Below are 19,578 nucleotides of genomic sequence, written 5' to 3'. Positions count from 1 at the left end.
ATGAAAATAACTAAGTGCACCATTGGTAAAGAGGGTGCAAAGGATGAGAAATGTATATGTGTTCCTAGGAATATTGATTTCTGTGTTTTTTATATTGAAGCTGCGTTATCGTATTTTAAACGTATTGATGAAATTTGGCGTGTTTAGAAAAATAGCAGTTCGTTCATTCATGAAGGTTCCAATCGTAAAAAAAAGCGCATTGGAAATCATGGATTCCCAATCATGATACAAACGGTTCTGTATATCCAAAAATAAGTACCTGGATCTTTACTGGGTACTTATTTTTTTATGAATGGTCATAAGCTGTAATAAATGTGTTAGGATGGTTCAAAAGATATATCTTTTGAATAAAAGAAGTGATTAAAAGAGTGTTTTTATAACTGTTTTGGTATGATGTGGTGTAGGGAGGAAATCGAATGAATGATTTAGAAGTATATAGAATGTATTCGTTTGCCAATCATTTGGCAAAACAACATCATTTTGAAATACTCCATATTAATGAAGAGAACGAAGAAATATGGTTGGTAAAATATCAAGATAAACAATCTATTATCACAAGGATTTTTCATAAGGATTATAATTGGAAAAATCATTTGAAACAGGATATTGGTAGTGTGTTTCAACGCGTAAAATCAATGGGGAAATTGCTGCAAGGAAAACAGATCATTATTCATAATGTTTATATTGCAAAACATACTCCTGTAGATGATTGGGAGCTTTTGAAAAAGCCAATGGTACTGCGTGAAAAAAAGCCAATTGCAATGCATGTATATTATATGGATGAAAATAACTTTGAACAGGAAGAAGCGCGTTATTTCAAGACAACTGGTATGGAGCAAGAAAGCACTCACAATCTAGTTTCAGAGGAAAATTTATCTTTAGAAATTGAACATCATAAACAAGAACTGGAAAGCATGTATGAACATCAGCGTAAACAAACTGAAGGTGTATTTCACTTTGGAAAACCTTTGCTAACATACATCATTTTAGCGTTAAATATTCTCATGTTTATTGTATTGGAATTAAAGGGTGGCAGTAATTCAATTGAGACACTCATCCAATTTGGTGCAAAGTATAATCCCGCCATCATGATGGATGGGGAATGGTGGCGTATCATCACCTCGATGTTCTTACATATTGGTTTTCTCCATCTGGCAATGAATATGTTAGCTGTGTATTACTTAGGAACACTTGTGGAAAGAATTTATGGCTCATGGCGATTTTTTATCATCTATATGTTAGCGGGAATTAGTGGTGGACTAGCAAGTTTTACTTTTTCCATGAGTGTATCTGCAGGAGCATCAGGGGCTTTATTTGGACTTTTTGGCGCTCTATTGTTTTTTGGAACACAATATAGGCATTTGTTTTTCCAAACGATGGGCACCAATGTATTAGTATTAATTGTTATCAATCTTATTTTTGGCTTTTCTGTTCCACAAATTGATAATGGTGCACATATTGGAGGTTTGATTGCTGGATTTATTGCTGCAGCCATTGTATCAGTTCCCGGCAAACGTAAGCTGCTTACGCAAGCAACAGCTATTCTTATCTATGTCCTGGCCAGTATTGGATTAATTTATTTTGGAATAGAGAATAACGAAAATAATGCTGCCTACCAATTGGCACATATTGAAGAGCTGGTACAGGAAAATGAATATGAAGAAATTATCGACCGTGCAACAAAAGCATTAGAAAATCCGGGAGATTTCGAAAGTGTTCTGCTATTTCAGCGCTCCTATGCTTATATCGGTATGGAAAAATATGATCTAGCCATCAAAGATTTAGAACAGTCTATCGCTCTAGATGAGCTTCCGGAAGCATATTTTAATTTAGCGATACTGTATCAAGATACAGGGGAAACAGAAAAGGCAGATCAGGCCGTCCGAAAAGCATATGAATTGAATCCAGATGATGATATGTATCAAGAGCTTTATGAAGAAATAACGGGTGAAACTGCTAAATAATACTGTGTCGGTATAAATAAGAGGCTGGTTAAATATGAAAAATATGTATGATGTACAGCAGCTATTAAAGCGATTTGGAATATTTATTTATGTAGGAAATCGAACTGCTGATTTAGAATTAATGGAAATGGAAGTAAGGGAGTTATACCAATCTGGATGTATCCAGATACAAGAATATCAACAAGCTGTGTTAATTTTAAAGAAAGAAATAAGACTAGCAAAATCAGAAAGAGAGTGAATGAAATGGGGAAAATATGTATTGGAGTAGATATAGGTGGCACAAGTATTAAAATGGGATTGGTCGATACAAATGGTGCCATACAGCATAAATGGGAAATTGAAACGAATAAGGCAGAACACGGTAAATTCATCGTTCAAGAAGTTTGGTCATCTATTGAAAATGAGCTAAATAATCGCGGTGTAGAACATGCATCTTTATTAGGCATTGGGATAGGAGCGCCAGGGTTTATTGATTCTAAAAATGCATATGTGTTTGAAGCAGTTAATATCGGGTGGAAAAATGTAGACCTTGGTACACAATTCCAGGAGATTTCAAATTTGCCAACTTACTTGGAAAATGATGCAAATGTTGCTGTCTTAGGTGAAAATTGGCAAGGGGCTGGAAACAACGCGGATAACGTGATTGCAATAACGCTGGGTACGGGTGTCGGTGGTGGAATTATAGCAAATGGAGAAATCATTGATGGTGCGAATGGTACAGCTGGAGAAATTGGTCATATGACTATTGATCCCAATGGACTACCATGTAATTGTGGAAGAAAAGGCTGTTTAGAAACGATTGCTTCTGCCACAGGTTTTGCAAAACAAGGATTGGAAATGGCAATTCAGGATCCGGCTGGAATGTTAGCTGCACATTATCAAAAAACTGGACATATTACTGCAAAGGATATATTTGATTTTGCTGCAGATGGCGATCAGGGAAGCATGAAAATTATTGATCGTACAACTGATTTACTAGGTTTAACGATTGCAAACTTGGCAACTGTTCTCAATCCTTCAAAAGTATTAATTGGTGGCGGTGTTTCCAAGGCTGGTAATCAGCTCGTAGAACCTATTCGCGAGGCATTTCAATCCTATGCATTAACGCGAACAGCAGCTGCATGCGAAATGAAGGTTGCACAGCTAGGAAATGATGCAGGCTTAATCGGAGCAGCCTATCTAGTTTTACAGCATGAAGAAAATAATAATAAACAAAAATAAATAAAAATGATGAAACTTTTTCCATGTTGTATACGTCTTTATTATAGAAGAGAGAAAATATAGGTTTATCTATCAGCAGTAACGGGTATATTATTGCAGCATATTTATAATTAAAATAGGTTTGTGCATTATCTAGGAGGATACCATATGCATGTCAAACGGTTTAAAGTTCCTTTATATGTTATCGCGACAATACTTTTCGGCCTGAAGACATATATTGTGTACCGCGTTCTGTTTAATATAGAACTTGACAACGCCATGCAGGAGTTAATTCTTTTTATCAATCCATTTATTTCAGCGTTCTTGGTTTTTTCAATTAGTGTATGGTTTAAAAAGAAGACACGTCAAATGAAATATTTACGGTACACGGCATTAATCGGTTCTTTTATCATTTTTGCAAATCTCGTATTCTATCGTTCCTTTACAGATTTTATTACTGTTCCACAACTATTTCAAGGTGGAAATGCAGCTGATTTAGGTTCGAGTATTTTAAATTTAATTAAACCTTATGATATATTGCTGTTTGCTGATGCTGCAATCATTTGGTGGTTAGGTTCCAAGCGGGAAGAGCAAATGGCTGTTCATTATTTACGACGCAGCAAAGTATTTGCGCTAGTCCTGTCACTTATGTTGCTTGCTGGGAATTTTTTCTTGGCAGAAATGGAGCGACCACAATTATTTACCAAGGCATTTGATAGGGAATATCTTGTTAAAAATATTGGTTTATTCAACTATCATATTTATGACACGATCGTTCACTCGAAGGTTAAAACGCAGCGAGTATTTGCTGATGGTAATGAAATTCCGGAAATTAAACATTATATGGAAGAGCATATTCGTAGTAATACGAAATCAGATTTGTTTGGAATTGCAAAGGATAAAAATATCATTTTCATTTCGGCTGAGTCACTCCAAAGCTTTGTTATTAACAATGAGGTGAACGGTCAAGAAATTACCCCTTTCTTAAATGAACTTGTGGAAGATGAAGACACCTATTATTTTGAGAATTTTTATCACCAAACAGAGCAGGGGAAGACGTCAGATTCTGAATTTTTGATTGAAAATTCTTTATACCCTTTATCGAGGGGAGCGGTTTTCTTTACCCATGGACAAAATGAATATAATGGTCTACCGGAGCTGTTGCAACAAGCAGATTATTACTCAGCAGTTTTTCATGCGAATGGAAAGAGTTTCTGGAATCGGGATCAAATGTACGATAGCTTAAAATACGATTATTTTTATGGGGTAGAGGCGTATGAAGTAACCAAGGAAAACTCAGTGGGCTGGGGCCTTAAGGATAAACCTTACTTTGAACAGTCCATGAAGTATTTACAGTCACTTGAACAGCCATTTTATACGAAGTTTATTACGTTAACCAATCATTTTCCTTTTGAATTGGATGAAAAGGATCGGTCTATTGAGCCATATGATTCTAATTCAAATACTTTAAATAATTATTTTCCAACGGTACGTTATATGGATGAAGCGATAGAATTATTTTTTGAACAGCTAAAACAAGCTAATTTATATGATAATTCGATTATCATTATTATGGGAGACCATTATGGTATTAGTGCTAATCATAATCGGGCAATGAGTAGATATTTAGAAAAAGATGAAATTACTCCTTTTGACCATGTTCAATTACAAAAAGTTCCATTCTTTGTCCATATTCCTGGCCATGGTAAAGGAAAGGTGATGGATAAGATTGCTGGACAAATTGATGTGAAGCCTACAATCATGCACATGGTTGGCTTAGATACATCTAATGATATATATTTTGGAAATGATCTATTTCATGATGATCGTAAAGGGTTTATTGCTTTGCGAAACGGAGACTTTATCAGCGATGACTATATATACACAAGTAGTATCTGCTATGATCGAAGGACAGGGGAACCATTGGAACAGAATATAGAAGATACAAACGGGGAAACTCCTGTGGAAAATGCTTGTACACCAATTGCTGAAAAAGTGGAAACAGAGCTTGAATATTCAGATCAAATTATTTATGGAGATTTATTTCGATTTATTGACTTCAACGATACACCGTAAATAATGATAAAGGAATTGGAAAATAATCTTAGATTTGGTTTATTTAGCAGTATCCAATATTAATAACGGTCATATTTATCTTATCGTGATAAACATGACCGTTTTTTTATGATGAGGGACCAGTTATTTCACAGTCCGTTGTTATCATTCACAACAGCACCAGTAAAAAACTCCGATTTCCATATAAGGATCGGAGTTTTATCATTTATAGACTGTCTTTAATTACTGATATAATCGTAGCGATGGAGAAAAAACCAAACGCTAATGCAGAAACAGCAGAGAAACCAAGTGCGAATAAGTTCTTAAATTTCAATTGGCGTATTACAGAAACAACTGAAAGTAGTGCAACAACTAATAAAATACTGGCCAGTATGATATGCTGCATGTAAAGTCAACCTCCCTAACATTGTTTGCATTTGATAAACGTTTTACTTATGTATTATGATGTACTTATAACTCATACAATATTTATTTTATATGAAAGTAATGAATTTGTCGAGTGTTATCATCAAAGAACTGTTGGAGGTATTATAGATGAAAATTATACAAAAGCCGTTAGGACCATTGGGCACAAATTGCTATCTTCTTTCCCAACATCAAGAGGCTTTGATCATTGATCCAGGCGGGGATGCGGATCAGGTTATAGAATATTTAGAATCTAATCAGTTAAAGCCGTTAGCAATACTATTAACACACGCTCATTATGATCATATCGGTGCAGTAGGAGATCTAAGGAAGCATTATGGTTTAGACGTGTATCTCCATGCAAATGAAAAAGATTGGCTTATGTCGCCGGAATTAAATCGATCCCTATACTTCGATGGGGTTGGCTACACAACTGAATCACCAGAGCAGTTAATCCTACCAGGACAAATGAAATTGGGAAGCTTCCAATTTGAAGTGCTGCACACACCAGGACATTCTCCCGGTAGTGTTAGTTTTGTATTTAAAGCGGAACAATTTGTAGTTAGTGGTGATGTATTATTCCAACAAGGTATTGGCCGTACTGATTTACCAGGTGGGGATACACAGGTCCTCGTGGATAGCATCCGTCAAAAGCTGTATAAACTGTCAGACGAAACTATAGTATATCCAGGCCATGGTGCGGCAACTACCATTCATGCAGAAAAGAAACAAAATCCTTTTGTCCCGGAAAATTAAATCATCTGATCAAATAATAAAAATAAAAGATCCATTGCAGCAATTGCAACGGATCTTTTATTTGAAGATATGTACAGCTCCAAGCCTTTTGGGCCTGGAAGACTTAGTGCCCGAATCCTGGCACCAAGATAAATTCGGAGTACCAGGTGAAACCGATGAAAAAAACGGTACAGTAGGCTCCAAATAGATACATATACATTCTTTCAGATAATTTCAAATAGCTCACTGTTAGGAAAAAAGCAGTTTGTACCAGGAATATTAGTGCGGTATTATACATATCACCAACGTAGAACATAACTGTAAAAATCCCAGTCCAAAAAGCCAGCACGCGGAACATACGATCCATGCTTTCCCCTCCTTCTGGTAACCTTATCATTTGTATTATAAACGAGGAATGAAATATTGTAAATGAATCTTATGCTTCTGCAGCAATTTTTGCTACATAAATGCAATTTTCGCAGCCTTGGAACATATTTCCTGTTTCAACTAGTTCAATATCAGTGAACAATGTTTCGAACATCCCCTTAAGAAAATAACGATGCATGTTACATACCATGGCCTGGTTATTCACTGCAATTTCTTTGAAAGGGCAATTATTTACTTTGAATGTAATACTTTTCTTTTCTGGATTGTAATCAAAATTAGGATACATACCCAGCATTAAACCAGCATCCTCCAAGATCTGAATCTTTTCCTCAACTGTAATGTTTGTTAAACTTGGTGTTTGATATCTTTCCATTACCTTCATACCATATTTTCTACCTGTATCGTACAATGCCTGTTTCCCAGTTTCGCCAAGTTCAGCAAAGGTTTCAAGTGCAATAATAGAAAACATTTTGTAATCTCTGTGTGGAAAATTTAATTCAATTACCTGTTCTGATAATCGATACATTCTGCTTGGTCTACCACCTTTACCAGTCTTTTGTGCAAAGGAGATAACCAAATTGATGTCTTCTAATTTCGTTAAATGCATTCTGGCGACATTCGGATGAATATCAAATTGTTCTGCAACATCAAGTACAGTTGCTTCATGCTTGTCTTGAATTAAATATTGGTAAATATTAAAGCGTGTTGGATCACTTAATACGTTCGTGACTTTCAATGTTTGTTGCATAGAAATCCACCTCACAACGTTTATTACTTTTATTATAGTAAATAGTTGCACGAGATAGTGATCTTCTTATGTTTTGTTATAAATTATACACAACTTTATGCCTATATTGTCACAACCTAGTCAAAATTATTCGATTTCATCCGAAATAGCTGGGGAGGACGGGTTTATATTTGGGTAGGGCATCGTGATTACATTGTAAAAATTATTATTTGTATGGATTCTTAGAAATAAATTATTCGGTGTATCTGATGAAAAAGACACCGAAACCTCTGCTGTTCCATTTGGAAAGTGATACATCTTTACATCTTGTGGTTGATATGCTGTATCAGTCATGTCTTTACGGTAAGATACTTCAGCAAGCTGTATGATGGATTCTACTTTTTTCTGTTCTAGTAATCGTTCAGTAATTTGTAAGTCATTGATATATAAGTGTATACATGCAGAAGTTGCATAAAGAATGACGACTATCAACAGCATTATCAAAGGCATCATAAAGCCGCTACTATTTTGGATGAAAGATAATGACTTTTTCATATATTTCTCCTTGGATAGAATGTACGATGGTTTTGAAGCCAAATGTCAGAGGTACAAATTCGATTTGTTTAACATCTTTTAAATATATTTCATGACCTACGCTGTTTACTTGCCTTCTTATATCACTATAATAGCGGCTATAACTAGCAGTTTTCCCGTTTCTTAATTGTAAATGTAATGTGTTTCCAGTAACTTGATAGCCTGCTGCTTCAGTCGTCTCGTGCTGAAGGAAAAGAAAGAAATGCCAAACAGAAAGTTCATCATACCTAGAATCATACTGGGTGAGCTTCATCATATTAGCTAGTATTGGAACTAGGAATAAAATCATGGATAGAAAAAGGAGACTAGATAAAAGTGTAAACCCACTTTCATTCTGGAAGCGCGGCATATAGACAGAAAACCTCTTCTCTTTGTTTGACATTGATCCAATTGGCACATCCTTTTACTAAAGCGTGTTCCATTTGGAATATATAGTTAACAACTCTTTGTCTTACATTCTTTTCGTAGATGCTTGGATAAGTATCATTCTCCCACATATAAATTTGCAGGTCGTCTTGTAATTGGTTAACAATAAACCGACGATCACTTAAAACTACTCTTTCTTGAGCGACGAGAGAAAGGATAGGGATGAATGTTGTAGCCAATATACATATGATTCCTGTGGCGAAAAGTACTTCAATTAAAGTAAAACCATTAGCTTTCCTCAATATATTCTCGCCCCTTACCAAAACGAAATACAACTGAATATTTTTTGTTTTTGGTAGTGATGGTAAAGCTGCCGGGATTTTTAATCACACCAAAACTGCTAAAACTGATAACAGGTGACACTCTAACTTGGATTTTCCAGCCATCAGGCAATTGTCGAGTAATCCTCTTTCCCGATTCCCTATCAATAATATCGTATTTAGTTTCATGCATGTGCATGCGCATATATTCACCTGTTCCAATTGTCATATTTTGCACATACAAAATATCTGACTCAAGTTGGTTAAAGAAATGCTTTTCTTCTTGTTGTTCTATAATAGAAGACACAAGTGGTGCACCCAGTAAAACAATAATGGACCAGATGACTAATACGAGTAACATCTCAATTAGGGTAAAACCTTTTTCATTAGTCATTCGTGTTGGTTGGAGGGGATACTTTTCCATTTTGATAAACCAATGATTGATGATTTGGACAGGCAGTTTGTTTGTCTTCAATGTATCCAGCGCTAACAAGGGCATCTAAGTTTGTTGGATAGGAGCCTTCCTCTAAATAATAAGCATCTACCTGAGCTTGCACAACAGCAACTAATGCATCACAGCCTTTGCTATAAACTTCTTTACTTTTACCGCCAAGGTTTGGAACAATTAATATAATTAGAACTGAAATGACGAGTAATACGATGAGCATTTCAATCAATGTAAAACCGCGATTATTAGTAAACATACTCATTCTCCTTTAAATGGTTTTTAATAGTTGGAACATAGGCCACATAAGTGTTCCATAAATAAATACGATAAATCCTGCCAATACAGCGAAAACAATTGGCTGTACAAGTGTAATTATTTTCATGATTTTTCGATGCTGTTCTTCAATAAGTACATCTGCATAGACCATTAAATCTTTCTCCAATGCGACAGATTCTGTATTCTTCTGAAAGATTGCTGCAAGTTGTTTCTCGAAAAAGAATAATTGTGTCATTAAGCTTGTAATAAACACCCCCCTGGAAAGTTCTTGATTCATGAGGTGCGCATAGTGGGAGATTATCTTTTGTTTGTCTTGAATCGATAGCATTCGTAGTATTTCCTTAATGGATATTCCTGCTTTTAACAATGTGCCGACATGGGTTGCGAATAAAAAGGATGTTTGCAGCCGAAGAAAACTGCGAATAATTGGAATACCTCTGTATATTCGCAAACGATTTTCTATAGAAATAGTAGGTGATTTATATTTCCATACAACATAACTAATGAATAAAACAACAGCAGTTCCACTAATGAAAAATATAAAAAAGTCAATAAGAAAAATAGATGTTTGAATGGTTAATGTTATTTCAGGCGTAGAAAGAAAAAGATCCAAAAAAGCAGGTAGCACCGTATGTTTCAGAACGATTAGTAATATGGAGAAAATCATTAGAAGGATAATCGGATAGCGTATAATCTGTTTGAATTTCTTGGTGTAGGTATTGCGTTGTTCAAACAACAAAATGCTTTTATCAATACACTCTTTTAGCTCACCACTTGTTCTAGAAAAAAAGAGATAAGAGGTAATACTTGAATGAAATTGAAGGTTAACAAGCACTTGATCTAATGTATATCCTTGCTTTAGTTCGTTGGTAACTTCTTTTGCAATAGGTGCAAGTGTCTTATCCCATTGCATGGTTTCTAATGCATGTAACATAGGATAACCATTTCCAAGAAGTCGGGAAAGACGGGATAAAAATCGATACTGCAGGGGTGCAGAAACTTTTTTATCTTTAAAGTGTTTGTAGCGTATGTTTCGAAATAAATCCATAGGCATATGCCTTCCTTTTTAAATTTTGAAATGAATGGGATAATTGTTGCTTATTTAGGCTGGTATCTTTCAGTGCAAGCTCCAAATGTGTACCATCTAATAATTCCATGATAGCAGCGCGCCTAGAGGAATGATTGCCAATAATGACTGGAAGTAGTTGAAGTGAGGCAATGCCAATTAAAGATTGCTCTAATTCAATGGTAGTAAAACCCATTTCCTTTAACCGATGGATGGTACCTATGGTGTGTTTTGCATGCACAGTGCTCAGTACTAGATGTCCTGTTAATGCTGCTTCCAAAGCAAATTTAGCAGTTTGAGCGTCGCGGATTTCGCCAACCATAATAATATCAGGATCATGCCGTAATGCAGCCTTTAATCCTGTTTGATAAGTAATTCCAGCTTTTTCATTCACTTGAACTTGGAGAATGTCCTGTATCGTTTTTTCGATTGGATCCTCTAATGTAATCGTTTGGAATGCATGTTTTTGTATAATTGCCTGCAATAATGAATAAAGTGTGGTTGTTTTACCGCTGCCGGTTGGACCGCTTAATAATATTAATCCAGCACGATGCAACATCCATTGCTCGATTTGTTTATATTGATGTGGGAATAAAAAAAGTTGATCCAAGGATAGGCTTGCTTGTTGAGGTAAAATACGTATGGCTAGACTTTCTGCTTGATTTACAGGTAGAGTCGATAATCGAAGAGAATAGGAAGTTCCTGAATGTTCATGAAAGATAGTCCCACTTTGTGGACGCCTTACTTCACCAATATCCATACCAGCAGTAAATTTAAAATAGGTTAGTAAAAGATTGTAATGTGGATTCTTAATTTGTTGATAGAAGCTTCTTTTACCATGGATGCGAAAATAAATAGTCGTGGCTTCTTTCTGGGGGTAGAAGTGGATATCAGAGGCATCTTGTTCAAAAGCAGATTGAAGCAGTTTCTCAGATAAATGACTGGGTTGTTTCAATCACACAACAGCTCCTTTCAATAGCTTGTATACTTAATTCGCCATTGCAGTATAGAATTCCTTCTTATTTTTTAAAAAGTTTTTGAATAGATGGATGTTAAAATTGGCATGATAGGATAAAGGAATAAAAGGGGTGATGGGGATTTCTGGAAATGAATATGTTAAATTTTTGACACAACAAATTGTTACGTATCTTGATATGTCACAGGAAGAAAAGGAAAAAAGGAAAAAACCGAAACTTGAGCACACATATCGTTGGTTTGGTATGTTGTCATTTTCTGTACAATTAATGCGACAAAAAAAGCAGCTGAGGCCTTGAAGAACAAGTTCAGCTGCTTTTAGTTTTGTTGATTTGGTGGTTGTTGTCGCTTCAAATAAAATAATCCGCCATTAATTGTTTGTATGCAAATCCTTGGTTCGTACCTATTTCTAATTTCACTAATTTCTTTATCCAATTGGGCGTGATCCGCTTCGTCATGAAAAAAATGCTTCGCCAAATCTACATCTTCTTCCATTTTTGCTCTCGCTTCAACTGCCCATGGATGTTTCTGCTGGGTAACATAATCATATAAAACGGATTGCACTCGTAAATAGCCACTTTTTAATTTAATTAAAGGAGAAATCGTGTAACTAAAATCAGGAATACTAGGCTGAAGTGTAAGTGCATCCAGAAACGTCATCATATTGGTTTTCATTTGTCCATTAATAAGATTGAGTCCAAGTGAAAAAAGCTCATCACGCTTTTGGCGCCCTATGTAACTGATTTTTTGATTTAATATCAACCATGGGTGCAGCTCCGTTTTTTCTTCTTGCACAAAATCTCGTTGATATAGTTTGGTGAAGCGGTGTTCTTCCTTTAAATGATTTAAAATTTGTACATACCACGGACTTCCAAAATGGACCCATTCTCCTTTCGAATGGCGATTTACTGGATTGGTAATTAGTGTGAGTTTCATGGGCTCACCATGTTTTCCGATGCTTTTTACATATTGCCAATAAAAAGGACGATTCATTAGTCGCTTATCCATCTTTTCAGTAAGCTGAACGGTTAATACGCCATTCTGTTCTTGAAGAATGGGGCACTCATTCAGTTGGAAGTAATCACGTAGAAATGTATTTATATTTGTAATTGCCATCTTAGTTTGCCTCATCCTCCTTGCTAGCGTTTGTATGTCGCTCGATTACCGATGATAGGTTTTCCAATTTGATTTTAGCTTCTCCTGGTGAGGTGGACTGGGTAAATATGGTTTGAATTTCCTGTTCGATATCCGGGATATCTAATGCTGATAAAATATCATCCAGTTCACCAATTACCCGTTCAAATAATTTAATCTTTTCATATAAAACTTTGATAATTTGTTCTTCGAAAGTATCACGAATTGATAAGTTATAAATATGCACATCACTTTTTTGACCATAACGATGTATCCTGCCAATACGCTGTTCCAACCGCATTGGATTCCATGGTAGATCATAATTAATTAAATTTTTACAGAACTGAAGATTAATACCTTCACCACCTGCTTCAGTAGCAATTAACACTTGAGCGTGATTTTCGAAGAGCTGTTTCATCCAATCCTTTTTACCACGTTTAAACCCGCCACGAAAAGGAACGGAACGAATATCATGTTGTTGTAAAAACCATTGCAAATATAGCTGGGAGGCACGATATTCTGTGAAAATAATTATTTTTTCATTTGGAGCCTTTTGAATAATGTCAAGCACTTTCTGGGATTTTGCATGATGTGGCAGCTTCGAAAATTTTTCGATAAGTGGCTCGAGTTGGCCCACTGCATTTTCGGTTTGGGCAACCTTCTGTAAAGATAACATGCAGGCTTCTTTCGATGAACAATATTCGCGAAGAAGGGTTATCTTGGAAAATGGAGAAAATGATTCTGTTACTTGTTCTAATTCACGGTATAGTTCCATTTCCAATGGAGAAAAGTCAACCCACACGGTTTCAATATTTCGCTTGCTCTCTTGGAGCTGAGTCGATTCACGTGTATTGCGAATCATTACCTTTTGTATTAACTTTCTTAAGTATTCGTTTTCTTGAATAGCGTGACGGTGATTACCGTATCTTTTTAAAAACATATCATAACTACCTAAGTGTCCAGGTTTTAGGATAGACACCAAATTGAATAACTCCATCAACTTATTTTGAATAGGAGTTGCGGTTAACATTAAACAATATTTTTTTCGAATTTGCTTTACGAAATCATAATTTTTGGTTTGATGGTTTTTTAATTTATGTGCTTCATCGATTAGCAGTAAGTCGTAATCAATGTCTTGTATTATTTCCCTGTGGGCATCACGTTTAGCAGTATCAATAGAACTGATGATAATACTCGACTGATCCCAGGCCATATTTTTTCGATATGGTATAGCTCGGATGTAAAACTTTTCCTGCAGTTCTTGTGCCCATTGACTAACGAGAGAAGCTGGAACAAGAATTAACGCTTTGTGTACAAGCCCTCTAACCATTAATTCCTTCATAATTAGTCCTGCTTCAATCGTTTTCCCAAGACCAACTTCATCAGCTAAGATAGCACGACCATTCATTTCCTCAATAGCGGTTTTGGCAGTATCTATTTGATGGGGGAGGAAGGACATATGTGGTAGATATTCCAGTGCACGTAAGCCATCAAAATCCGGTATGATTGTTGAAGCTTCTGCCTCATAGGCCATTTTAAACAGTTCCCAAGAAGAGAATTGTTCATCTTTTTTTAACTGGTGTAAAAATGCTTCAATAAACTGCTGATCTGTTTCAATTTGAAAATCTGTCATTGCATCTAATCCTTTAACTAATGATAGTTTATGTATAAAAGTGCAACTATTTTTAAATTTGGTTCTATGCTATAATATGATTTAGAAAATAGTTATTTCACAAAGTTGTTACATAGTATAACCCAAATCATCATTTTTCATAAAAGCGAATGAATACAAGGGGAGAGCTTACCATATTCATCAAGGTAACGCCGAAGGAGCAAACGAAAGTGAATCTCTCAGGCAAAAAGACTCTTGTAGGACGCAACTCTGGAGAGTGTCTGGTTCATTTATTCAGACCACCAACGAAGCAAGCACCTTTAAGGAATATTTTTAGTGGTTGTTCAGTAAGCCCTAGCCGGACAAAGGAATTAATGCTTTTATCTCACCAGTTGTATAAGCTAGTTGGCAGCATAGGACTTATCATTCGAAACCGAACCCGCTTCAGTCAGCTCATGTTATGTCACCGTACAAACAACAGTTTGTTTGTACATATCATTTATTTGATAAGAGAATGAAGCAGGCTGATATGATGCAAGATGTGATGTGCTACACGGCGCTAGCATCAAAATGTGGTTCATGTAAGATCCTTTATGCTTATTGAACGGGATACTTTAAGGGTGTGCAACTTTCTGGTAATAGGACAGAGATTTCCTTTCGATATGAAGGGTATGTTAATTCGGATAAAAAGACGGACTGTCTTTTTATTTATGATGCGGCTACCTCTAAAAGTGAAATCTCTATTTTTTATGCCAAAAAAAGGAGTGGATGACGATGAGTGAACTGAAAAGAACGCCTTTGTTCCCGGAATATGAGAAATATGGGGCAAAAACAATTGACTTTGGAGGTTGGGACCTTCCAGTACAATTTTCTAGTATTAAGCAAGAGCATGAGGCAACCCGAACAAAGGCAGGACTTTTCGACGTATCTCATATGGGAGAAATTCGAATCCAAGGGGACGATAGTTTAGCTTTTCTACAAAAGATGGTTACCAATGATGTATCCAAATTAAAGCCAAACCGGGCACAATATACTTTTATGTGCTACGAGGATGGTGGAACTGTCGATGATTTTTTAATTTATATGCTAAAAGAAAAGGACTATTTACTTGTTGTAAACGCAGCAAATACAGATAAAGACTATGAATGGTTGGTGCAGCATCAAGAACATGAGTCAGTTACCATTGAAAATGTTTCAGATAATTATGCGCTCCTTGCATTACAAGGACCGAAAGCAGAGGAAATTCTACAAGCTTTAACAGAAACAGATCTTTCTCAAATAAAGTTTTTTGGTTTTCAGACAGATGTTCAAATCGGTTCTGTGAAAGATACTGCTCTTGTGTCTAGAACGGGTTACACTGGTGAAGACGGTTTTGAAATATATATAGACCAAGCAGCTGGTGCACGGTTATGGAATGAATTACTAGATTCCGGAAAAGATGAAGGGCTTGTACCAGTGGGATTAGGCGCTAGAGATACACTTCGCTTCGAAGCAAATTTACCATTGTATGGACAAGAGTTATCGAAGGATATTTCTCCAATAGAAGCCGGTCTTAAATTTGCAGTGAAAGTGGATAAAGCTGCAGAATTTATTGGAAAAGATATTTTAAAAAAGCAAGTTGAAGAAGGACCAACACGTAAACTTGTTGCAATTGAAATGATTGATAAAGGAATTCCACGTACTGGTTATGATGTATTGGTTGGAGAAGACAAAATAGGCTTTGTCACTTCGGGCACACAATCACCAACATTAAAAAAGAATATTGGCCTTGCATTAGTTGATAGTAAATATACTGAGGTTGGAACGGAACTATTCGTACAGGTTAGAAAGCGACAACTTAAATCTGTAATTATTAAAAAGCCTTTTTTATCAAAATAAGGTAAGAATTATTTAAACACAGGGGAGGATTTATCATGGAGTTTCGCTATTTGCCAATGACAGATGCGGACAAGCAAAATATGCTAGAACAAATTGGCATTCAATCAACTGATGAATTATTTTCAAATATTCCAGGTAAAATTCGTTTAAAAGAAGATTTAAAGCTAAAAAAACCAGCAAATGAATTTCAATTAAAAAAAGAATTAGCATCGATGGCAGCACGTAATAAACATACGATTGACAATACTTCCTTTCTAGGTGCAGGTGTATACGATCATTTTATTCCGTCTGTGGTTGATCATGTGATTTCACGTTCTGAATTTTATACAGCTTATACACCATATCAGCCAGAGATTTCCCAAGGAGAATTACAAGCTATTTTTGAATTTCAAACGATGATTTCTGAGCTTACAGGCATGCCTGTTGCAAACTCATCCATGTATGATGGAGGGACTGCGCTTGCGGAAGCGATGAACTTAAGCGCTGCCTCCACAAGAAAAAAGAAAATCATTGTTTCGAAAGCCGTTCATCCAGAGTCACGGGCCGTAATGGAAACATATGCAGTCGGACCTGATCTAGAAATTGTTGAAATTGATCATCATAATGGTGTTACGGATTTAGAACAGTTGGCAAAAGAATTAGACGAAAATACGGCAAGTGTCATTATTCAGTACCCAAATTTCTTTGGACAAATTGAACCACTTGCAAAAATAAAAGAACTTATACAGGAGCAAAAGAAAACCATGCTTGTCGTATCTAGTAATCCGCTTGCACTTGGATATTTGACTCCTCCAGGAGAATTTGGAGCAGATATAGTCGTGGGAGACACACAAGTGTTTGGTATACCTGCACAGTTTGGTGGACCGCATTGTGGCTATTTTGCCACCACTGACAAGTTGATGCGCAAAGTTCCGGGAAGACTAGTAGGTCAGACAACCGATGAAAATGGTTTACGTGGTTATGTTTTGACGCTTCAGGCAAGAGAACAACATATTCGCAGAGACAAAGCAACGTCTAATATTTGTTCCAACCAAGCATTAAATGCACTTGCAAGTTCAGTAGCGATGAGCTCTATCGGCAAACATGGCTTACGTAAAATGGCTGAATTGAATATGCAAAAGGCTAGATATGCAAAGCAAAAGTTAGAAGCATCTGGCTTTGAGGTTGTATTTAATGGTGTGTTTTTCAATGAAATCGTAGTAAAACTTTCTAATTCTGTCTCTACTATAAATAAAAAGTTATTAGATCGTGGCATCATTGGTGGCTATGATTTAGGGAAAAATTATCCAGACTTAGATCAGCATATGTTAATTGCAGTAACAGAAATTCGTACAAAAGAAGAAATAGAAGCTTTTGTGATTGAATTGGGGGAAATAATCAATGGCTAATGAAAATTTTCCATTAATATTCGAACGTAGTAAAAAAGGTAGAACAAGTTATAGCTTGCCGGAAATGGATGTTCCTACTGTAGAATTAGAAAAGGAATTAGATGATTCCTATATTCGGAAAACCCCAGCTGACTTACCAGAAGTAAGTGAACTAGAAATTATGCGCCACTATACAGGTTTATCGAATCGTAACTACGGTGTAGATTCTGGCTTTTATCCACTTGGATCTTGTACGATGAAATATAATCCAAAGATTAACGAAGATGTAGCAAGAATGCCGGGATTTAGTCACATTCACCCTCATCAAGAACCAGAAGGTGTACAGGGTGCTATGGAAATGATGTATGATCTCCAAGAATCATTAAAAGAAATTACTGGAATGGCTGAAGTTTCTTTGCAGCCTGCAGCTGGTGCCCATGGTGAATGGACGGCACTGTTAATGATACGCGCATTCCATGAAGCAAATGGAGACTTCAACCGCAAAAAGGTAATTGTTCCAGATTCAGCGCATGGAACAAACCCTGCTTCTGCTACAGTTGCAGGCTTTGAATCCGTAACTGTAAAATCGAATGATAAAGGGCTCGTTGATTTGGAGGATTTAAAGCGTGTCGTTGGTGATGATACTGCCGCGTTAATGTTAACCAATCCAAATACATTGGGCTTATTTGAAACGGAAATTTTAGAAATGGCAGAAATTGTTCATGGGGCTGGCGGGAAATTATACTATGATGGTGCGAATTTAAATGCGATAATGGGTTATGCGCGTCCAGGAGATATGGGCTTTGATGCCGTTCATTTGAACTTGCATAAAACATTTACCGGCCCTCATGGCGGTGGTGGTCCTGGTTCTGGTCCAGTAGGGGTTTCAGAAGAACTTGCAGCCTTTATGCCGAAGCCGGTCATCGTAAAAAATGATGATCAATATGTATTTGAGTATGATCGTCCAAAATCTATTGGCCGTGTAAAACCTTATTACGGAAATTTCGGTATCTATTTACGCGCTTACACGTACATTCGTACGATGGGGGCAGAAGGACTGAAAAAAGTTAGTGAGTATGCTGTTCTGAATGCAAACTATATGATGAGAAAATTGGAGCAAGCTTATGTATTGCCATATACACAGCATTGCATGCATGAATTTGTCTTGTCTGGTAAAAAACAGAAAAAACTTGGCGTACGTACATTGGATATCGCCAAAAGACTGTTGGATTTTGATTACCATCCACCAACCATCTATTTCCCACTAAACGTGGAAGAGGCACTTATGATTGAACCAACAGAAACTGAATCAAAAGAAACCTTAGATGGTTTTATTGATACGATGCTACAAATCGCCAAAGAAGTGGAAGAGGATCCAGAAATTGTTCAGGAAGCACCACATCATACAGTAGTGAAGCGAATGGATGAAACAACAGCAGCAAGAAAACCAATTTTACGTTACAAAAAAATATAACAACAAAATAAAAACAGCCCTATGCTCCATGGGGCTGTTTTTCAAATAAATAATTAAATGACACTACGCAAGGTCTTTTCATAAAAGAATATCTGGTTTCTCCATTAGCGTTTAACTTTACCTGTCCACTTTTTAAATCCACCTTTTAATTGGTTGATATCTTCGTAACCATGTTTATGAAGTAACTGTGCAGCTCTTGCAGATCTTGTACTACTTTGACAATATAAATATACAGGTTTGTCTTTTCTCATTTCAATTAGACGTTGTTTCATTTGAGTTAATGGAATATTCCTTGCGCCTAAAATATGTCCATTTTTAAATTCTTGTGGTTCTCTTACATCGATTAACTGCGCTTTTCTATAGCCTTGTCTAAATTGTTCTTCTGTTAACGTTTTTAAATAATTACGCTGACGAAAGTACCGAAATATTCCAATGGCTAATAAAATTACTAATGCAGGTATAATAAATTCCATCATTTTCCCCCGTCTTTCTTTTTTTCAATTGGATATAATCAAGAAGCCTTTGTTATCCTATACATCTACAAAGCCAACTGCAGATGCGTGTATTGCCGATA

General features: G+C 36.2%; 23 protein-coding genes and 1 riboswitch. Of the genes, 10 read left to right on the top strand and 13 right to left on the bottom strand.

Annotated features, from left to right (window positions below; genetic code table 11):
- Positions 1 to 43 precede the first annotated feature (43 nt).
- The 5 genes from DX933_RS11555 to DX933_RS11535 all read left to right on the top strand — a co-directional run bounded on the left by DX933_RS11555 (position 44) and on the right by DX933_RS11535 (position 5,240).
- Positions 44 to 226, top strand: a complete 183-nt coding sequence (locus tag DX933_RS11555) for a hypothetical protein (RefSeq protein ID WP_123316587.1) — start codon at positions 44 to 46, stop codon at positions 224 to 226.
- A 190-nt stretch (positions 227 to 416) separates the two neighbouring features.
- Complete coding sequence (locus DX933_RS11550; RefSeq protein WP_123316586.1) at positions 417 to 1,964, top strand: rhomboid family intramembrane serine protease; 1,548 nt, start codon at positions 417 to 419, stop codon at positions 1,962 to 1,964.
- 34 nt (positions 1,965 to 1,998) lie between these two features.
- On the top strand, positions 1,999 to 2,202 hold the full coding sequence (locus DX933_RS11545; RefSeq protein WP_123316585.1) for a YqgQ family protein: 204 nt from the start codon (positions 1,999 to 2,001) through the stop codon (positions 2,200 to 2,202).
- A 5-nt stretch (positions 2,203 to 2,207) separates the two neighbouring features.
- The gene (locus tag DX933_RS11540) at positions 2,208 to 3,185 is read left to right on the top strand and encodes an ROK family glucokinase (RefSeq protein WP_123316584.1); all 978 of its coding nucleotides are present in this window, start codon (positions 2,208 to 2,210) and stop codon (positions 3,183 to 3,185) included.
- A gap of 147 nt (positions 3,186 to 3,332) precedes the next feature.
- A complete protein-coding gene (locus DX933_RS11535) occupies positions 3,333 to 5,240 on the top strand; it encodes an LTA synthase family protein (protein WP_123316583.1) in 1,908 nt (635 codons plus the stop codon).
- Between the two features lie 205 nt (positions 5,241 to 5,445).
- Here DX933_RS11535 and DX933_RS11530 read toward each other — a convergent pair whose 3' ends face one another.
- Positions 5,446 to 5,625, bottom strand: coding sequence for a DUF2759 family protein (locus DX933_RS11530; protein WP_123316582.1), 180 nt, complete (start codon positions 5,623 to 5,625; stop codon positions 5,446 to 5,448).
- 149 nt (positions 5,626 to 5,774) lie between these two features.
- Here DX933_RS11530 and DX933_RS11525 point away from each other — a divergent pair, with 149 nt between their 5' ends.
- Complete coding sequence (locus DX933_RS11525) at positions 5,775 to 6,401, top strand: MBL fold metallo-hydrolase (protein ID WP_123316581.1); 627 nt, start codon at positions 5,775 to 5,777, stop codon at positions 6,399 to 6,401.
- A 103-nt stretch (positions 6,402 to 6,504) separates the two neighbouring features.
- Here DX933_RS11525 and DX933_RS11520 read toward each other — a convergent pair whose 3' ends face one another.
- The 9 genes from DX933_RS11520 to comGA all read right to left on the bottom strand — a co-directional run bounded on the left by DX933_RS11520 (position 6,505) and on the right by comGA (position 11,519).
- Positions 6,505 to 6,747 (bottom strand): DUF2626 domain-containing protein, encoded by a 243-nt coding sequence (locus DX933_RS11520; protein WP_123316580.1) that lies wholly within the window; start codon positions 6,745 to 6,747, stop codon positions 6,505 to 6,507.
- A 69-nt stretch (positions 6,748 to 6,816) separates the two neighbouring features.
- A complete protein-coding gene (locus DX933_RS11515) occupies positions 6,817 to 7,515 on the bottom strand; it encodes a helix-turn-helix transcriptional regulator (protein WP_123316579.1) in 699 nt (232 codons plus the stop codon).
- Between the two features lie 126 nt (positions 7,516 to 7,641).
- Positions 7,642 to 8,049 (bottom strand): hypothetical protein, encoded by a 408-nt coding sequence (locus DX933_RS11510; protein WP_123316578.1) that lies wholly within the window; start codon positions 8,047 to 8,049, stop codon positions 7,642 to 7,644.
- Positions 8,018 to 8,470, bottom strand: a complete 453-nt coding sequence (locus tag DX933_RS11505) for a competence type IV pilus minor pilin ComGF (protein ID WP_123316577.1) — start codon at positions 8,468 to 8,470, stop codon at positions 8,018 to 8,020. Before DX933_RS11505 ends, DX933_RS11510 begins: the two co-directional genes overlap by 32 nt.
- Complete coding sequence (locus tag DX933_RS18905; protein WP_190279504.1) at positions 8,418 to 8,756, bottom strand: type II secretion system protein; 339 nt, start codon at positions 8,754 to 8,756, stop codon at positions 8,418 to 8,420. The genes DX933_RS11505 and DX933_RS18905 overlap by 53 nt, the downstream gene beginning before the upstream one ends.
- Positions 8,743 to 9,198 (bottom strand): competence type IV pilus minor pilin ComGD, encoded by a 456-nt coding sequence (gene comGD, locus DX933_RS11495; protein WP_190279503.1) that lies wholly within the window; start codon positions 9,196 to 9,198, stop codon positions 8,743 to 8,745. The genes DX933_RS18905 and comGD overlap by 14 nt, the downstream gene beginning before the upstream one ends.
- Positions 9,161 to 9,478, bottom strand: a complete 318-nt coding sequence (comGC, locus tag DX933_RS11490) for a competence type IV pilus major pilin ComGC (protein WP_123316574.1) — start codon at positions 9,476 to 9,478, stop codon at positions 9,161 to 9,163. Before comGC ends, comGD begins: the two co-directional genes overlap by 38 nt.
- Before the next feature lie 12 nt (positions 9,479 to 9,490).
- Positions 9,491 to 10,546 (bottom strand): competence type IV pilus assembly protein ComGB, encoded by a 1,056-nt coding sequence (comGB, locus tag DX933_RS11485; RefSeq protein WP_190279502.1) that lies wholly within the window; start codon positions 10,544 to 10,546, stop codon positions 9,491 to 9,493.
- The gene (gene comGA, locus DX933_RS11480) at positions 10,509 to 11,519 is read right to left on the bottom strand and encodes a competence type IV pilus ATPase ComGA (protein ID WP_123316572.1); all 1,011 of its coding nucleotides are present in this window, start codon (positions 11,517 to 11,519) and stop codon (positions 10,509 to 10,511) included. Before comGA ends, comGB begins: the two co-directional genes overlap by 38 nt.
- 136 nt (positions 11,520 to 11,655) lie before the next feature.
- Here comGA and DX933_RS11475 point away from each other — a divergent pair, with 136 nt between their 5' ends.
- On the top strand, positions 11,656 to 11,838 hold the full coding sequence (locus DX933_RS11475) for a YqzE family protein (protein ID WP_223805951.1): 183 nt from the start codon (positions 11,656 to 11,658) through the stop codon (positions 11,836 to 11,838).
- 19 nt (positions 11,839 to 11,857) lie between these two features.
- Here DX933_RS11475 and DX933_RS11470 read toward each other — a convergent pair whose 3' ends face one another.
- Both DX933_RS11470 and DX933_RS11465 read right to left on the bottom strand, forming a co-directional pair.
- Complete coding sequence (locus DX933_RS11470; protein WP_123316571.1) at positions 11,858 to 12,655, bottom strand: YqhG family protein; 798 nt, start codon at positions 12,653 to 12,655, stop codon at positions 11,858 to 11,860.
- Between the two features lies 1 nt (position 12,656).
- Positions 12,657 to 14,306: a DEAD/DEAH box helicase gene (locus tag DX933_RS11465; protein ID WP_123316570.1), complete on the bottom strand. Its 1,650-nt coding sequence runs from the start codon at positions 14,304 to 14,306 to the stop codon at positions 12,657 to 12,659.
- 149 nt (positions 14,307 to 14,455) lie between these two features.
- Positions 14,456 to 14,550, top strand: a riboswitch (glycine riboswitch).
- Positions 14,551 to 15,059: 509 nt separating this feature from the next.
- Here DX933_RS11465 and gcvT point away from each other — a divergent pair.
- From gcvT to gcvPB, 3 genes are read left to right on the top strand one after another with little or no spacing between them, the layout of a single operon-like run.
- Positions 15,060 to 16,163, top strand: coding sequence for a glycine cleavage system aminomethyltransferase GcvT (gene gcvT, locus DX933_RS11460; RefSeq protein ID WP_123316569.1), 1,104 nt, complete (start codon positions 15,060 to 15,062; stop codon positions 16,161 to 16,163).
- Between the two features lie 35 nt (positions 16,164 to 16,198).
- Positions 16,199 to 17,551 carry an aminomethyl-transferring glycine dehydrogenase subunit GcvPA gene (gene gcvPA, locus DX933_RS11455; protein ID WP_123316568.1) on the top strand — a complete coding sequence of 451 codons (1,353 nt, stop codon included), beginning with the start codon at positions 16,199 to 16,201 and terminating at the stop codon, positions 17,549 to 17,551.
- Positions 17,544 to 19,004 carry an aminomethyl-transferring glycine dehydrogenase subunit GcvPB gene (gene gcvPB, locus DX933_RS11450; RefSeq protein WP_123316567.1) on the top strand — a complete coding sequence of 487 codons (1,461 nt, stop codon included), beginning with the start codon at positions 17,544 to 17,546 and terminating at the stop codon, positions 19,002 to 19,004. The genes gcvPA and gcvPB overlap by 8 nt, the downstream gene beginning before the upstream one ends.
- Positions 19,005 to 19,108: 104 nt before the next feature.
- Here gcvPB and DX933_RS11445 read toward each other — a convergent pair whose 3' ends face one another.
- Positions 19,109 to 19,477, bottom strand: a complete 369-nt coding sequence (locus DX933_RS11445) for a rhodanese-like domain-containing protein (protein WP_123316566.1) — start codon at positions 19,475 to 19,477, stop codon at positions 19,109 to 19,111.
- Between the last annotated feature and the right edge of the window lie 101 nt (positions 19,478 to 19,578).

Source organism: Ornithinibacillus gellani, from assembly GCF_003730295.1.
GTDB classification, from domain to species: domain Bacteria; phylum Bacillota; class Bacilli; order Bacillales; family Amphibacillaceae; genus Ornithinibacillus_A; species Ornithinibacillus_A gellani.
Note: the sequence above shows the minus strand (reverse complement) of the source record. Positions and strands in the feature narration are given on the sequence as shown.

What these genes read in the sequence shown, in the direction of transcription:
- DX933_RS11555 (WP_123316587.1), top strand. Translation starts at nt 44, where the DNA reads ATGAGAAATGTATATGTGTTCCTAGGAATATTGATTTCTGTGTTTTTT.
- DX933_RS11475 (WP_223805951.1), top strand. Translation starts at nt 11,656, where the DNA reads ATGGGGATTTCTGGAAATGAATATGTTAAATTTTTGACACAACAAATT.
- DX933_RS11465 (WP_123316570.1), bottom strand. Translation starts at nt 14,306, where the DNA reads ATGACAGATTTTCAAATTGAAACAGATCAGCAGTTTATTGAAGCATTT.
- comGC (WP_123316574.1), bottom strand. Translation starts at nt 9,478, where the DNA reads ATGTTTACTAATAATCGCGGTTTTACATTGATTGAAATGCTCATCGTA.
- gcvT (WP_123316569.1), top strand. Translation starts at nt 15,060, where the DNA reads ATGAGTGAACTGAAAAGAACGCCTTTGTTCCCGGAATATGAGAAATAT.
- DX933_RS11520 (WP_123316580.1), bottom strand. Translation starts at nt 6,747, where the DNA reads ATGGATCGTATGTTCCGCGTGCTGGCTTTTTGGACTGGGATTTTTACA.
- DX933_RS11545 (WP_123316585.1), top strand. Translation starts at nt 1,999, where the DNA reads ATGAAAAATATGTATGATGTACAGCAGCTATTAAAGCGATTTGGAATA.
- DX933_RS11470 (WP_123316571.1), bottom strand. Translation starts at nt 12,655, where the DNA reads ATGGCAATTACAAATATAAATACATTTCTACGTGATTACTTCCAACTG.
- comGD (WP_190279503.1), bottom strand. Translation starts at nt 9,198, where the DNA reads ATGGAAAAGTATCCCCTCCAACCAACACGAATGACTAATGAAAAAGGT.
- DX933_RS11515 (WP_123316579.1), bottom strand. Translation starts at nt 7,515, where the DNA reads ATGCAACAAACATTGAAAGTCACGAACGTATTAAGTGATCCAACACGC.
- comGB (WP_190279502.1), bottom strand. Translation starts at nt 10,546, where the DNA reads ATGGATTTATTTCGAAACATACGCTACAAACACTTTAAAGATAAAAAA.
- DX933_RS11505 (WP_123316577.1), bottom strand. Translation starts at nt 8,470, where the DNA reads ATGTCAAACAAAGAGAAGAGGTTTTCTGTCTATATGCCGCGCTTCCAG.
- DX933_RS11525 (WP_123316581.1), top strand. Translation starts at nt 5,775, where the DNA reads ATGAAAATTATACAAAAGCCGTTAGGACCATTGGGCACAAATTGCTAT.
- DX933_RS11535 (WP_123316583.1), top strand. Translation starts at nt 3,333, where the DNA reads ATGCATGTCAAACGGTTTAAAGTTCCTTTATATGTTATCGCGACAATA.
- DX933_RS11445 (WP_123316566.1), bottom strand. Translation starts at nt 19,477, where the DNA reads ATGGAATTTATTATACCTGCATTAGTAATTTTATTAGCCATTGGAATA.
- gcvPB (WP_123316567.1), top strand. Translation starts at nt 17,544, where the DNA reads ATGGCTAATGAAAATTTTCCATTAATATTCGAACGTAGTAAAAAAGGT.
- DX933_RS11540 (WP_123316584.1), top strand. Translation starts at nt 2,208, where the DNA reads ATGGGGAAAATATGTATTGGAGTAGATATAGGTGGCACAAGTATTAAA.
- DX933_RS11530 (WP_123316582.1), bottom strand. Translation starts at nt 5,625, where the DNA reads ATGCAGCATATCATACTGGCCAGTATTTTATTAGTTGTTGCACTACTT.
- DX933_RS11510 (WP_123316578.1), bottom strand. Translation starts at nt 8,049, where the DNA reads ATGAAAAAGTCATTATCTTTCATCCAAAATAGTAGCGGCTTTATGATG.
- DX933_RS11550 (WP_123316586.1), top strand. Translation starts at nt 417, where the DNA reads ATGAATGATTTAGAAGTATATAGAATGTATTCGTTTGCCAATCATTTG.
- gcvPA (WP_123316568.1), top strand. Translation starts at nt 16,199, where the DNA reads ATGGAGTTTCGCTATTTGCCAATGACAGATGCGGACAAGCAAAATATG.